General features: G+C 43.2%; 15 protein-coding genes. 4 read left to right on the forward strand and 11 right to left on the reverse strand.

Annotation, left to right across the window (positions count from 1 at the left end; all coding sequences use genetic code 11):
• Positions 1-3: 3 nt before the first annotated feature.
• From ACNORC_RS02810 to hemA, 11 genes are all read right to left on the reverse strand, one after another.
• Entirely contained in the window at positions 4-1,122 is a 1,119-nt protein-coding gene (locus ACNORC_RS02810; protein WP_418334070.1) for an NAD-dependent epimerase/dehydratase family protein, read from the reverse strand.
• Positions 1,123-1,144: 22 nt separating this feature from the next.
• Complete coding sequence (locus ACNORC_RS02815) at positions 1,145-1,849, reverse strand: SDR family oxidoreductase (RefSeq protein WP_418334071.1); 705 nt, start codon at positions 1,847-1,849, stop codon at positions 1,145-1,147.
• Between the two features lie 330 nt (positions 1,850-2,179).
• A complete protein-coding gene (locus ACNORC_RS02820; RefSeq protein ID WP_418334072.1) occupies positions 2,180-2,656 on the reverse strand; it encodes a hypothetical protein in 477 nt (158 codons plus the stop codon).
• Positions 2,657-2,728: 72 nt separating this feature from the next.
• On the reverse strand, positions 2,729-3,073 hold the full coding sequence (locus tag ACNORC_RS02825) for a hypothetical protein (protein ID WP_418334073.1): 345 nt from the start codon (positions 3,071-3,073) through the stop codon (positions 2,729-2,731).
• A gap of 40 nt (positions 3,074-3,113) precedes the next feature.
• Positions 3,114-4,079 carry a porphobilinogen synthase gene (gene hemB / locus ACNORC_RS02830; protein ID WP_418334074.1) on the reverse strand — a complete coding sequence of 322 codons (966 nt, stop codon included), beginning with the start codon at positions 4,077-4,079 and terminating at the stop codon, positions 3,114-3,116.
• A gap of 31 nt (positions 4,080-4,110) precedes the next feature.
• A complete protein-coding gene (gene hemF / locus ACNORC_RS02835) occupies positions 4,111-5,013 on the reverse strand; it encodes an oxygen-dependent coproporphyrinogen oxidase (RefSeq protein ID WP_418334627.1) in 903 nt (300 codons plus the stop codon).
• 8 nt (positions 5,014-5,021) lie between these two features.
• Positions 5,022-5,510, reverse strand: a complete 489-nt coding sequence (locus ACNORC_RS02840) for a DUF6973 domain-containing protein (RefSeq protein WP_418334075.1) — start codon at positions 5,508-5,510, stop codon at positions 5,022-5,024.
• Positions 5,511-5,512: 2 nt separating this feature from the next.
• Positions 5,513-6,541, reverse strand: coding sequence for a uroporphyrinogen decarboxylase (hemE, locus tag ACNORC_RS02845; protein ID WP_418334076.1), 1,029 nt, complete (start codon positions 6,539-6,541; stop codon positions 5,513-5,515).
• A 51-nt stretch (positions 6,542-6,592) separates the two neighbouring features.
• Positions 6,593-7,261, reverse strand: coding sequence for a uroporphyrinogen-III synthase (locus ACNORC_RS02850; RefSeq protein WP_418334077.1), 669 nt, complete (start codon positions 7,259-7,261; stop codon positions 6,593-6,595).
• Positions 7,258-8,175, reverse strand: coding sequence for a hydroxymethylbilane synthase (hemC, locus tag ACNORC_RS02855; RefSeq protein WP_418334078.1), 918 nt, complete (start codon positions 8,173-8,175; stop codon positions 7,258-7,260). Before hemC ends, ACNORC_RS02850 begins: the two co-directional genes overlap by 4 nt.
• Complete coding sequence (hemA, locus tag ACNORC_RS02860; protein ID WP_418334079.1) at positions 8,172-9,431, reverse strand: glutamyl-tRNA reductase; 1,260 nt, start codon at positions 9,429-9,431, stop codon at positions 8,172-8,174. Before hemA ends, hemC begins: the two co-directional genes overlap by 4 nt.
• 210 nt (positions 9,432-9,641) lie before the next feature.
• Here hemA and ACNORC_RS02865 point away from each other — a divergent pair, with 210 nt between their 5' ends.
• The 4 genes from ACNORC_RS02865 (at position 9,642) to ACNORC_RS02880 (ending at position 13,816) form a co-directional block, all read left to right on the forward strand.
• On the forward strand, positions 9,642-10,538 hold the full coding sequence (locus ACNORC_RS02865) for an AraC family transcriptional regulator (protein WP_418334080.1): 897 nt from the start codon (positions 9,642-9,644) through the stop codon (positions 10,536-10,538).
• A 90-nt stretch (positions 10,539-10,628) separates the two neighbouring features.
• Positions 10,629-11,660: a ferrochelatase gene (gene hemH / locus ACNORC_RS02870; protein WP_418334081.1), complete on the forward strand. Its 1,032-nt coding sequence runs from the start codon at positions 10,629-10,631 to the stop codon at positions 11,658-11,660.
• Positions 11,661-11,771: 111 nt separating this feature from the next.
• A complete protein-coding gene (locus ACNORC_RS02875; protein ID WP_418334082.1) occupies positions 11,772-12,320 on the forward strand; it encodes a CopD family protein in 549 nt (182 codons plus the stop codon).
• Between the two features lie 41 nt (positions 12,321-12,361).
• Positions 12,362-13,816, forward strand: coding sequence for a sensor histidine kinase (locus ACNORC_RS02880; RefSeq protein ID WP_418334083.1), 1,455 nt, complete (start codon positions 12,362-12,364; stop codon positions 13,814-13,816).

Here is a 13,816-nt window from a genome sequence, read left to right on the forward strand (position 1 = left end):
AGTTTAGACGGTTAATCCTCTTGACGAAAGTTCCTCACTTGCTTTGTCTACACTATCTGTAGCGATCTGCGTTTTCAGCCATTCAGCCAGTTCATGTAATCCTTCTTTAAAGTCTACCTCCGGCTCGAATCCTAATATTTCTTTCGCTCTGGCCCTGTCGGCGGAACAATGTCTAATGTCTCCCACGCGGTATTTGCCTGTGATCTCAGGTTTGATATGCGCCTTGCCCATAACCTCGGCAAGTTTGTGAGCGATCTCTTCAATAGTATACCTGTTGCCACTGCCAATGTTGAATACTTTGCCGTCAGCATCAGGAGTTTCCATAGCTAGCCGGCAGGCACGGGCTACATCTTTTACGTGTATGAAATCCCTTTTTTGTTTTCCGTCTTCAAAAATTAGCGGCGGATTATTGTTAAGCAGGCGGCTGGCAAAAATGGCAAGCACCCCGGTGTAGGGATTGGAGAGTGCCTGACGGGTTCCATAAACATTGAAGAACCTAAGTGCGGTGGTTGGAATATTGTATGCTTTCCCGCTGATCAAACTCAACCTTTCCTGGTCGTATTTTGAAAGAGCATACACGGAGGATAAATTCGGCTTTTTTGTTTCTGAAGTAGGTGCGGGTTCCAATATTTCTCCATTGTCATCATACATTTCCCAGTTTCCCTTTTTAAGGTCGGATAATTTTCGTTCGCATTCCACGTGTTGGTTTCCCCGGCTGTCGAGATAAAGTCCTTCGCCATAAATGCTCATGCTTGAGGCCACCACCAGCTTTTCCACCGGTTTTTCCATAAGGGCCTCCATAAGAACGGCAGTACCTACGTTATTGACCTCGGTGTAATCTTTAATCTGGTACATACTTTGGCCAACTCCCACCATGGCGGCCAGGTGAAATACCGCATCAATATCTTGCAATGCCTTATCAACCGCCTTGCGATCTCTCACGTCACCTATTTGTAGTTCTACTTGCTTGTTGAGGTACTCAGGTCTCTTCACCTTTGGCCCGTGCACCTGTTCAGACAGGTTGTCCAGGGCACGTACCTGGTGACCTTTTTCGATTAGTTCGTCGGCGAGATGGGAGCCAATGAATCCTGCGCCTCCTGTGATTAACACTTTCTTCTGCATCTAAAATCTAATTTTTGGTTGGTTAAAAAGTTTGAAGATTTGGCCGCGTCACAATTTTATTAATACTTGTACCCGGCTTCTTCTTCAGGGCATAGAGTACATCTTCTGCGATCTCTTCGGCAGATATAGCACCCATACCCATGTCCTCTACATTGTTGTTTCCTGAGATCTGATTCTCAAAAAAATCTGTTTTAACTATTCCCGGACTTACGACCGTGACATTAAGGTGGGGGATTGTTTCAAGCCGAAGGGTCTCGGCTATGACTTCCAGCGCAGTTTTCGAGGCTGAATAGATGCCTCCATAAGGGTGAGGCTGGTTGGCAGAGACAGAGGAGATAAAGATCACATTCCCGCTTTTTCGCTCCAACATTCCAGGAGTGAAAGCTCTGATGCAGCGCAGTGGCCCCATCAGGTTTGTGTGGATGACCTGTTGCCATTTTTCAGGATCTCCTTCAGATAATTTCTCCTGTATTCCCTGGCCTGCATTCAGGATGAGGTAATCGGGAATACCATGATTTTTACTAACCCAGGAGTAAAGTGCTTCGATGTCTTTAGCGGAACTTACATCACACTTTTTAAAGATCAATTTGTCTTCGGCAGAGGGTTCGGTTTTGTCAGCAACGATAACTGTGACCCCGTTCTGCTGCAATTTATTAGCAACTGCACGGCCAATTCCGCTGCTTCCACCCGTAACTATCGCTAACCTGGAAGAACCATTATTGATCATAGAATTCCTGTGCTGATTTTTCTCTTTTCAGAGATGGTTAGTAAATTCTTGTTCCCTCTCGAAAACAAGAGGAAAAAAAACGGCCTTAAAGTTGTTTAGCCGCGCCTTTCAAAGATACAAGAGGAGGTTGTGAAATTGTATTAAAGCTAACCTAAATGATTCTTAATCAGCCTTATTTTACAGGTGCCTTCAGAGGATTTTACTTTTTCAGAAATGCCGTAAATAGGTTAGATTATTCAGTATATTTTCAACAGTGACGGCGGTTGATGAAGCTGCTGAAAAATAAAAGAGGAGCCGAAGACTCCTCTTTAAGCAATTAATATTTTAAGATTATTGTAAGCGGTCAGAAATTATACCGCGCCAGGTATTGGCCATTTGCAGTCGCATCTCTTTTTCAATGACCGAGTGCAACTCTTCTTTATAAAAAACAATAGTTTCTGAAGGGGCATTTTTTTGATCTAATACCAGGGTTACTTCCCGAATATCATCAACTGCAGAAGAGACTTTATTCCCTTCATATTTTTTGCCGATCTCACAACGGGAAATATCCTTTAGATCAAGGACCCGGGTTATTTTTTTCTTTCCGAAGCTAATGACCAGGAATTGATCCTTCTCTTCGTCAAGACCAAGAGAAAGATCTGGTAAAAAATCAAACCTGTTAAGGTTAAGTTCTTTTTTTGCAGCAACTTCAAAAATTGCTTTTTTACGGTGTTTTTCCTGGACAGATTGGTTTACCAAAAGGTAACCAATGGGGCCTATGAATACCAGGAGTAAGCCCAATCCCATTATGGTGGATGGTATATCCATGTGTTTTAAATTTAAATGTGACAATAGTTAATTCGCAAAGCGAAGGCTAAGAGGCCGCTAGGGGCCGGGCTGTCACAAAAAATAGTGGGTGGGAAAGGTTTGTGTGGAAATTTCGGCCCTCAGATCTCTGCTGTATCTAAAAGCGGTAGCTTGTTTTTTTACTGTTTCAGCTGAAAATGAAAAGGACTGCCACAAAAAAAGGCTTCCGAAGGAAAGGTCTTCAGCAGGGTCGGGAAAATTTCTGATCAGGTTTTCAGGAACCGCGAAAAAAAGGTTGGAAATACCCTGGATCCTTTCCGAAGAATGATGGTGATCCTGCTTTATCTGGGCAGTGGCACCAAAAGAAAAATTTCCTCCCAGGCTGGAAAAGGCCAGCAGCAGGAGCAGAAATTTAATGGAATTATGATTCAGTTTCACCCGATAAAATTACATAGAAAAAGCATTGCTTCTGCTGCTGCTAAAGTAATTTAACAGCGTCTTTTGCAAAATAACTTGCGATCATTTTCGCGCCCGCTCTTTTAATGGCCATAAGTTGCTCGAGCATTACCGCGTCGTGGTCCAGCCAGCCTTTCTCGGCGGCAGCCTTGATCATTGCATACTCGCCGCTCACCTGGTAAACGGCTACCGGGACATTCACCACATTGCGGATATCTCTAACAATATCGAGGTAACAAAGGCCCGGTTTTATCATAACAATATCAGCGCCTTCTTCAATATCCTGAAGGGTCTCTTTTACAGCTTCCTCTCGGTTGGCAGGATCCATCTGGTACGTTTTTTTATCACCAAATCCAGGGGCGGAATCCAAAGCATCTCTAAAAGGCCCGTAAAATGCCGAAGCATATTTAGCACTGTAGCTCATGATTCCTGTGTTGAAGAATTTTTCCTGCTCCAAAAGTTCTCTAATAGCACGGATCCTTCCGTCCATCATGTCACTGGGCGCAACAAAATCAGCTCCTGCCTGGGCATGTGAAAGTGCCATTTTTGCCAGGACCTCTTTGGTTGGATCATTTAGAATTTCCCCATTTTCAACAATTCCATCGTGTCCGTAAGAAGAGTATGGATCTAAGGCCACATCGGTCATGACCAGCATTTCAGGTGCCGCGTCCTTTACCGTTTTCACTGCCCGCTGCATAAGTCCGTCAGCATTTAAAGCCTCCGTTCCCGCATTGTCTTTAAGATCATCAGGGACTTTCACGAACAGAAGGACTGCTTTAAGTCCGGAATTCCAAAGCTCTTTCACTTCTTTTTCCAGAAGATCAAGACTGAACCTGAAATAATTCGGCATAGATTTGATCTCCTCTTTCACATTTTTACCTTCCACCACAAATAGAGGAACAATAAAATCGTTTGGAGAAATAGTAGTTTCCCTCACGAGGCTTCTAATGGCTTCGCTGCTTCTAAGTCTTCGGTTTCGTATTAACATACCTGTTGATTTTTAAAAAATTGATCTTCATTTAAACCCATTCCTGCGGATGCTGCAGTACCTGTAGCAACTTCTCTTCTTCGCTTCCCGGTTCAGGGTGATGATCATAGACCCACTGCACGTGTGGCGGCAGGCTCATCAATATACTTTCTATCCGGCCGTTGGTCTTTAGGCCAAACAAGGTTCCTTTATCATGCACCAGGTTGAATTCCACATATCTTCCGCGTCTTATCTCCTGCCAGTCCCGCTGCGCACTTGAAAATGGCAGATCTTTCCGCTTTTCTACGATAGGAACATAGGCTTCTAAAAAGCTGTTTCCAACGTCGGTTACAAAATCATACCAGTCTTCCATCGTCTTTTCTTCGGAAGTTTTACAGTAATCAAAGAAGAGTCCGCCAATTCCCCTGGCTTCGTCGCGGTGGGAATTATAGAAATATTCATCACATTTTTTCTTGTATTCCGGATAGAATTCGGGATCATGACGATCACATGCTGCTTTGCAAACCTTGTGAAAATGTATTGCATCCTCATCAAAGAGGTAATATGGAGTAAGGTCTTGTCCGCCGCCAAACCAGCTGTCTATTGTATTTTCTGCTTTGTCGTACATCTCAAAGTAGCGCCAGTTGGCGTGTACCGTGGGCACCATGGGATTCTTTGGATGAAGTACGAGACTGAGTCCGCAGGCGAAAAAATTGACATTACCAACATTGAAATACTGCTGCATGGCCGGGGCTAAAGGACCGTGAACCTTGGAGATATTGACACCTCCTTTTTCAAAAACGGCTCCATTTTCTATGACCCTGGTGCGGCCACCTCCGCCTTCTTCTCTATTCCAAAGATCTTCTTTGAAAAATGCCTCGCTGTCAATATCCTCTAAATTTGAGGTGATTCTATCTTGGAGGTCTTGTATGTACGAGTAGAATTTCTCTTTCATCATTTTGATCACATTTCTTCAATGAAAACCAGTTTCTCCCTTGATTCTTCAATTTCTTTTAAATTCCGGACCTGTACTGCTTCCTTTGCCATTTTTTGTAGAAGGGATTCGATTTCCTCCTTTTTGTAAGAGTTATTAAAAAATAGCTCTCTGCCTATCCTGTTGTTATGAAGATCCATAGCTTTTGCCAATCTTTCATTAGGAGATAACCTCTCATGGAGATCGGTAATTTTTTTGCTCCAGGTCATCGCTTCTTCACGTGATCCCGCTATAGGTAGACAATATTTGCAGATCAGATAGTTCCATAGGGCATGGCGAAATGCATTGGTCCTGTTGTCTTCATGATGTAACTTTCCAAATAACCTGTTGCTTATGCTTACCGTTATTTTAGTTGCTCTATAAGTGGGGAGAAGGTATAATGGATGCTTTAAAAAGATTCCAAAAAGAACAACGAGTTCTCCTGGCTTAAGGGAGATAATTCTTTTACCTATGACCACCTTTAAGAGACTTTATATTCCTTTACAGCTTCCACAAAGGCGATTGCATTCTCCACAGGAATGTCCGGAAGAATTCCGTGGCCAAGATTTACAATATATCTGTCTTTTCCGAAGGCATTGATCATTTCATGCACCATATTCTTTATTTCTGCAGGAGGAGAATACAATCTGCTTGGATCGAAATTCCCCTGCAAGGTAATCTCCCCACCGGTTAAATGACGTGCCATTTCAGGAGAACAGGTCCAGTCGACACCCAGTGCAGAAGCTCCGGAGTCAGCCATTTTATCAAGCGCGAACCAACAGCCCTTTCCAAAAGCTATAACATGAGTATCTCCCTTTAGAGCATCAATGATCTGCTGAATATATTTCCACGAAAATAACTGATAGTCTTCCGGAGACAACATTCCTCCCCACGAATCAAAGATCTGAACGGCATCAACCCCTGCTTTCACTTTTTCTTTCAGATAACAAATCGTGGTGTCGGTGATTTTCTGAAGCAAAAGATGCGCCGCCTGCGGATTGGTAAAACAAAATTTCTTGGCGATATCAAAATTCTTAGAGCCTTGGCCCTGTACTGCATAGCAAAGTATGGTCCATGGAGAGCCTGCAAAACCTATAAGCGGCACCTCATCATTGAGCTCCTGTTTGGTCATTTTTACGGCATCAAGCACATATCCCAATGTCTCCTCAATATTAGGAACGATCACCTGGTGTACATCCTCCAGAGTTCTTACAGGATTTGGCAACCACGGCCCCACTCCGGGTTTCATTTCCACTTCAATATTCATCGCTTGCGGTACCACTAAAATGTCGCTGAAAAGTATAGCGGCATCTGTCCCCACTTGCCTGATCGGCATAACCGTAATTTCGGTAGCGAGCTCAGGAGTGCGGCAACGCGTGAAAAAATCGTATTTTTCTTTGAGCTTCATGAAATCAGGAAGATAACGTCCTGCCTGCCTCATCATCCATACCGGAGGACGTTCTACTGTTTCGCCCTTTAAAGCTTTAAGAAATAGATCGTTTTTTATCATTTTTGAATGTTTAGTCTGATTTTTAATGCCTTTTGTTTTGGAACTAAGGCGCTACTTTTCATTTTTCAGTTTTTTCACAGCCTGCACGATCACGTTCTCGATACTCGGCCGGTTGGCCATGACTACATGGCTCGTATATTTGGATGCTTCGGAAGCAGTTGTTTTCCCAATACAAAATGCGATGCTTTCTGAAAGCTCATTCTCTGCAGTGAAATATTCTACCGCACTTGGACTAAAAAAAAGCACTCCGTCAAAGATACGATCATATTTTTTTGGCGCCGGAAGCGTGTCATAAACTTCTATTACTTCCAGATCAACAGAATTGGCTTTTAAGATCTCTTCCAGTTCTGGATTCCGCTTTTTTCCGCAGAAAAACAGAAAATCCTCATCTTCGTAATTCTCGGAAATTAACGCACCTAATTCCGATCCGTAATTTGCACTCTCAATCACCTTAAAGTTCTTCCCTCTCAGATAATCTGCCGTTTTATCTCCCACACAGAAAACATTCTTCTGCTGAAGTTCTTTCAAAAAAGGCTTTTTTAGAACCGCTTTTACAGCATTTTTACTGGTGAAAATGACATTTTTGGGGAGCTTGTGAACCTCGAATTCGAGGGGAGCAATGGAAATAAAATCCTTTTCAACCAGGCCTATACCGGCGTTGATCAAAAGCTCCTTTTGGGCGGCAGTTAGTTTTTTGGTAGAAAGAACGGTGGCACTCATAAGTTGTTGATGGAAGCTTTTATCTCCTTCATCAACTCTGCGCCACCTGCCTCGAGGATCTCCCGGGCACAGGCCTTTCCAAAACCGTCTTTTTGAGACAACTCGACATACTTTCTCACTTCAAACTTCTGTGAGCCATCCACGCTGAAAAGAGCTCCATGAAACTTGATCTTATCACCTTCAATTACTGCCAACGCTCCTATTGGGGCTGTACAACCACCTTCTAAAGTGCGCAAAAATTCCCTTTCAATATGCACACAGATCTGGGATCTTTCATGATTTAAGGCTCCTGCAGCTTTTCTGCAAAAATCATCCTCCTCTTTTGCCACTATTAGCATTGCACCCTGAGCGGGAGCAGGGATCATCCATTTCAGGTCCACATAGGACTCCGGTTTCAGGTTGATCCTTTCGAGCCCTGCTGCGGCAAAAATAGCTCCGTTCCAGTCGCTGTCCTGCAATTTCTGAAGGCGGGTATTCACATTTCCGCGCAGGTCAACTACTTCGTGGTTTGGATATTTATGTAACCACTGGGCTTTTCTTCTCAGGCTTCCCGTGGCAATAATTCCTTCTTCATTGAGAAAGTCGGTGCCTTTGTGCACCAGTATATCTTGAGTATGAGCGCGTTTCATGACTGCGGCCTCTACAATTCCTTTGGGAAGGGCAGTGGGAACGTCTTTCATGGAATGCACAGCAATGTCAATCTCGTTGGTCAACATTGCGACATCCAGAGTTTTGGTGAAGATCCCGGTGATGCCAAATTCGTATAGTGGTTTATCCAGCACAAGATCCCCCTGAGATTTGACGGGTATCAATTGGGTTTCATAACCCAAAGCTTCAAGAGCATTTTTAACGGTATTCGCCTGCCATAGGGCCAATTCACTGTCGCGGGTTCCTATTCGGATCTTTCTGCTCATTTTTTCGCCAGTTCTTCCAGTTGGAATACTCTCTGGATCAACTCCAGACTCTCATCTGTGTTGTTCGAATCTCCTTTAAGATGATTCGCAAACTGGTTCATTATCTTCTGAATGATGCGATCTCCCAGGATCTCTGCCTGTCGGTCATTAAAGCCGTCGATCTTGCGGCGTTGAAAATCTACTTCGGCATCTTTCATTTCCCGAAGTTTTTTCTTCAATGCTTTTATGGTGGGGGCGAATTTTCTTGTTTCCAGCCAGGAATTGAAATCGGCTTCCATTTCTTTAATGATTGCCTGTGCCTGTGGTACTGAAGCCTTTCTGCGTTCCAGAGTTTGATCGGTCATCTGTGACAGGTGATCCAAATGGATCACTTCTACTCCCGGTAGTTCGTTTACCTCAGATTCCACGTTCTTAGGAATGGAAAGGTCGAGGATAAGAAGATCCTTTTTATTATAGATAAGGTCTTTTGTAATAGTAGGATTCTGCGCACCCGTAGCCACGATCAAAATATCAGCCTGTCTTATCTCTGCCTGAAGATCGGCATAATCTTTAACGGTAAGTTGGAATTTACCGGCGATCTTTTCAGCTTTTCCTTTGGTGCGGTTGATAAGAGTAATGTGAGAATTTCCGGTGTGTTTTACCAGGTTCTCACAGGTATTTCGTCCTATTTTACCTGTTCCGAAGAGAAGAATGTTCTTCTCTGCCGGATTTTCAAAATTGTTAAGGATATATTGAACAGAAGCAAAACTTACGGAAGTTGCCCCCGAAGAAATATCTGTTTCGTTCTTGATGCGCTTGCTTGCCTGAATAACAGAATTTATTAGCCTTTCAAAAAAGGGATTTGCAACCCCTGCTTCGCGGGACATCAAAAAAGCCGCTTTTAACTGGCTAATGATCTCGAAATCTCCCAGGATCTGGCTGTCAAGCCCTGTACCTACTCTGAACATATGAGAGATAGCCTCTTTGTTCTTGTAGACGTAAGCAACTTTTTCAAACTCTTCCACCGTACCGTGGGTGTGTTCACATAAAAGTTTGATCAACTGAAAAGGGTGTTGTGCAAAACCGTAGATCTCGGTTCTGTTACAGGTAGAGGTCACGATCAATTCGTCAATGCCTTCATCCCTGGCCTGCTCAAGCAGATTTTTCTTTGCTTGATCGTCCAGACTAAAGTGTCCTCTTATTTCTGCATCAGCCTTTTTATAGCTCAGACCAATGGTGTAAAAATGCTTTCCTCTTGATATATTGTAATCTTCCATGTACCTGATTCGGAATTCAACTAGCAAAATTAATATAAGGCTTAGCTAAAAAACAACGCGCAAAGTACAATTTTTAACGCTGCACGTGATTTTCAGGGAAAAACTGACGAAGATCATATTTTTCCGTAATTTTGCCTGTGAACAGGGATAGTCCGAGATTTTCGGCCAAATTTGTCCTGTTTTTGCCACAACACTTAAGTTAGGACCGCCATGGAAAAAAACATCGCTGAAGGTACTTTTGAAAAGATCAGGCTCGAAGAAGGATTTTACCTGTTGAAGTTCCGGAATGAGCAGCAGCAGCCGGTAAAGCTGCTTAGGAATATAAATTCAAATTTCATCCAGTTCCACTTTTTCGGAAAGGGTTCGGGTAAATTCTTTTTCAATAATGGCAGCTATAAAATTCCGCTTTCCGAAGAGAATTCTCTTTTGCTGTACAATCCGAAAAGAGATCTTCCCATTGATCTGGAACTGCAACCAAACAGCTGGTTGATCTCTGTAGTTGTTTCCATAAAAACCTTTCATGCCCTCTTTTCGGAAGAGGCCGGTTATATCAGTTTTTTGAGTATTGAGAACCGCGATAAACAGTATTATAAAGACGCGCCGCTTTCGCCGGGAATGATGATCGTACTCAGCCAGTTGGAAAATTACAGCGTGGCCAACATCATCCGGAATCTTTACTATAAGGCAAAAGCCTACGAACTACTTAGCCTGTATTTCAACAAAGCCGCGGGACCCGATGTGGAACAATGTCCATTTCTCAATGACGAGGAAAATGTGTTGAAGATCCGCAAAGCTAAAGAGATCATTATCGCAAATATGGCTGAACCTCCGTCATTACAGGAGCTGTCGCGGGAGATCAACCTGAGCCTTAAAAAACTGAAGGAAGGATTTAAGCAGATCTATGGAGATTCAGTGTTCAGTTTTTTGTTTGATTACAAAATGGAATACGCCCGTAAATTGCTGGACACTGGCGAATACAATGTTAATGAAGTGGGACTGCGCGTGGGATACAGTACTTCCAGCCATTTTATTGCAGCCTTTAAAAAGAAGTTTGGAACCACCCCAAAGAAGTACTTGATGTCACTCACAACAGAGCCGGGACAATAGGTTTTGACAATTCGGGTATTTTATATTTAGAAGAAAAGCCATTTTTGGCTGGGAAATTTTAATAGTATTTTTGATCTCAAATAAAAGCAGATGAGCAAAGGAGTTTTATTGGTCAACCTGGGTTCTCCTGAAAGTACCGATCCTAAAGACGTAAAAAAATACCTCGATGAATTCCTGATGGATGAAAGGGTGATCGATGTGCCGTACTGGGCCAGAACCCTGTTGGTACGGGGAATTATTCTAAATACCCGCCCCAAGAAATCAGCTGAAGCCTATCAGAAGATCTGGTGGGAAGAGGGGAGTCCGCTCATTGTGCTTTCCGAAAGGCTTCGGGATAAAGTAGACGACCTTACCTCTGTGCCTGTTGCTTTGGCGATGCGATATGGAAAGCCGTCTATTCTTCAGGGGTTGCAGGAATTGCATGACAAAGGTGTAGATGAAGTATTGCTGTTTCCTCTTTATCCACAGTTTGCAATGGCAACAACAGAGACTATTCTTGTGCTAGCCGAAGAGCTTCGGAAAAAGCATTTTCCGAACATGAAGTTTACCTCTGTACCCGCATTTTACAATCATTCTGACTACATCAGGGTGCTTGCCAACAGCATTTCAGAAAGTCTTGAAAATGTGGATTACGAGCATCTTTTATTTTCTTACCACGGAGTGCCTGAAAGGCATATCCGAAAAAGTGATATCACAAAATCTCATTGTAAGATCGATGGCAGTTGCTGCCAGACACCTTCCGCAGCGCATCAGTTCTGCTACAGACATCAGTGTTATGAGACTACCCGTTTAGTGGCTGAATATCTCGGGCTTGAAGACGGAACCTATTCTGTGTCCTTCCAATCCCGTTTAGGATTTGATCCGTGGCTTAAACCGTATACAGACAGGACCATCGAGCGACTGGGGCTTGAAGGCACGAAAAAGATGGCAATTGTTACCCCTGCTTTTGTGTCCGACTGTCTTGAAACCCTAGAGGAGATCGCGATGGAAGGCAAGGAGATCTTCGAAGAAGTAGGAGGAGAGAAGTTCACTGTTGTTCCCTGTCTGAACGATCGGGATGAATGGGTGAAAATACTCGCACGATGGGTGGATGAATGGGCGACGCTGCCTGTACAGGCCTAGCTCACCGGAATTTCCTATTTACTGAAAAGGGCGATTAGCAAAGGCTTTTTGGCTATATTTGTGTGGAAACCCGCAAAAATGATCTGTGGGTAGCATAAAACCTGACTGCCGTTGGAGTATTATAATTACATCAAAGCCTTACATCTTATTTTTGTCATTACCTGGTTCGCCGGCTTGTTTTACATTCCGAGGCTATTCATTTATCATATTGAGGCTGCGCAAAAACCTGAACCTGAAAGTTCCATCCTGTCGGCCCAACTAAAGCTGATGACCAAAAGGCTCTGGTACATTATTACCTGGCCGTCGGCTGTTCTGGCTAGTGTATTCGCTTTCTGGCTTTTATTCATTAATCCGTATTGGCTGCAACAGGACTGGATGCTGGTAAAATTGGGCTTTGTCCTACTCCTGTACATCTATCACATGAAGTGTCACTTCATTTTTAAAGAGCTCCAAAATGACATTTTTAAATGGACTTCTAACCAAATGCGTTTGTGGAACGAAGTTTCTACTTTAATTCTATTTGCGGTAGTATTTCTGGTCATCCTCAAGAACGCCTTCAACTGGATCTATGGTGTCATTGGAATATTTGTACTCGCCGGATTGTTAATGCTTGGGATAAGAATTTATAAACGGATGCGCAACAAAAATCCGGAGCTCTAAAAATGGTTTAATAATTGTTGCATCTAAGCGAAATCAAATAAATGAGACTTTTGCAATTCTCTTTACGTACCCGTATTTTTCTTTCCATGATCCTATTGGTGCTGCTGGCATCCATCTTAATTGGTGGGATCACGGTATTTCAATACAAAGAAGAGGCGCAAGAGTACCATCGGGAAAGGCTGGAGCGCAAGGAGGAAGCTATTCGGGAACATATCAAATTCGTAATCGAAAGTACCACCTATGAGGTAAGCGAGGATAATATCACCCTCATCCTGAAAGAGCGGAACAAGATCAACGAGATCTCCCAGGTGCATAACATGCCGCTCAATATTTACAGCCTTGATGGAGACCTTATTCTGAAGTCGAATCAGTCATTTTTCAGAGATACTACAGACCTGCAAATGGCACCGCGAATTATGGAGAAGCTTGCCTCTTCCTCGACCAAACGCGTTTTGCTTCACACCCGAAAAGGGGATAAAAAGTTCCAGTCTTCTTATACATATATAACCGACAACAAATTCAAGCCGCTGGCAATTCTAAATATTCCGTACCTGGAAGATGATTATTTTATTACCCGCGACCTTCATAATTTCCTGGTGAGATTGACGGAGGTCTATCTTTTTATGTTGCTTTTGGCCATTGTTCTGGCATATTTCCTTTCCAAATATATTACCCGAAGCCTTAAGACAATTTCTGAAAAGATCAACCAGACAAGGTTGGATAAACGAAATCAAAAGATCGAGATAGGCAATGTTAGTGAGGAGATCTTTACACTGGTAAGTGCTTATAATTCAATGATCGATGAGCTGGAAGAGAGTGCCGTGAAACTGGCCACCAGTGAACGGGAACAGGCCTGGCGGGAAATGGCGAAGCAGGTGGCACATGAGATCAAGAATCCATTGACGCCAATGAGGCTGAGTGTTCAGAATTTTCAACGCAAATTCGATCCGGATGATCCTGAAATGCCGAAAAAGGTGGATGAATTCAGCAATACGCTTATCAATCAAATTGACACGATGAGCTCGATAGCTTCGGCTTTTTCGAATTTCGCCAAGATGCCGGCACAGCAAAATGAGACGCTGAATGTTCCAAAAATTGTAAAACTGGCTCTTGATATTTTTAATGAGGAGTACATTCTTTTTTCCGCGGAAAAAGAGGAAATACTTGCCAAATTTGATCGAACCCAGTTGATAAGGGTGGTAACCAATCTTGTCAAAAATGCCATTCAGGCGGTTGACGATGTGGAGAATCCCGCAATACTGGTTGCCGTGACCGAAGAAGAAGGACGGGCTTGCCTTACCGTTTCCGATAATGGAACGGGAATTTCAGAAGAGAACAAACCGAAGGTCTTCGAACCTAAATTTACCACCAAAAGCAGCGGAATGGGGCTAGGACTGGCGATGGTTAAGAATATTGTGGAGAGTTGTAACGGGAACATCGACTTTACCTCAAAACTGAATAAAGGAACTATATTTAAAGTACATTTTCCAAAATAA

The sequence above is a fragment of the Salinimicrobium soli genome, assembly GCF_048323655.1.
In the GTDB taxonomy this organism is placed as follows: Bacteria; Bacteroidota; Bacteroidia; order Flavobacteriales; family Flavobacteriaceae; genus Salinimicrobium; species Salinimicrobium soli.

Bases quoted from the DNA above. Each gene is read 5' to 3' on its own strand.
- hemC (WP_418334078.1), bottom strand. From the start codon at position 8,175: ATGAGCAGAAAGATCCGAATAGGAACCCGCGACAGTGAATTGGCCCTA.
- hemB (WP_418334074.1), bottom strand. From the start codon at position 4,079: ATGTTAATACGAAACCGAAGACTTAGAAGCAGCGAAGCCATTAGAAGC.
- hemA (WP_418334079.1), bottom strand. From the start codon at position 9,431: ATGGAAGATTACAATATATCAAGAGGAAAGCATTTTTACACCATTGGT.
- hemH (WP_418334081.1), top strand. From the start codon at position 10,629: ATGAGCAAAGGAGTTTTATTGGTCAACCTGGGTTCTCCTGAAAGTACC.
- hemF (WP_418334627.1), bottom strand. From the start codon at position 5,013: ATGAAAGAGAAATTCTACTCGTACATACAAGACCTCCAAGATAGAATC.
- ACNORC_RS02820 (WP_418334072.1), bottom strand. From the start codon at position 2,656: ATGGATATACCATCCACCATAATGGGATTGGGCTTACTCCTGGTATTC.
- ACNORC_RS02810 (WP_418334070.1), bottom strand. From the start codon at position 1,122: ATGCAGAAGAAAGTGTTAATCACAGGAGGCGCAGGATTCATTGGCTCC.
- ACNORC_RS02880 (WP_418334083.1), top strand. From the start codon at position 12,362: ATGAGACTTTTGCAATTCTCTTTACGTACCCGTATTTTTCTTTCCATG.
- ACNORC_RS02850 (WP_418334077.1), bottom strand. From the start codon at position 7,261: ATGAGTGCCACCGTTCTTTCTACCAAAAAACTAACTGCCGCCCAAAAG.
- ACNORC_RS02865 (WP_418334080.1), top strand. From the start codon at position 9,642: ATGGAAAAAAACATCGCTGAAGGTACTTTTGAAAAGATCAGGCTCGAA.
- hemE (WP_418334076.1), bottom strand. From the start codon at position 6,541: ATGATAAAAAACGATCTATTTCTTAAAGCTTTAAAGGGCGAAACAGTA.
- ACNORC_RS02815 (WP_418334071.1), bottom strand. From the start codon at position 1,849: ATGATCAATAATGGTTCTTCCAGGTTAGCGATAGTTACGGGTGGAAGC.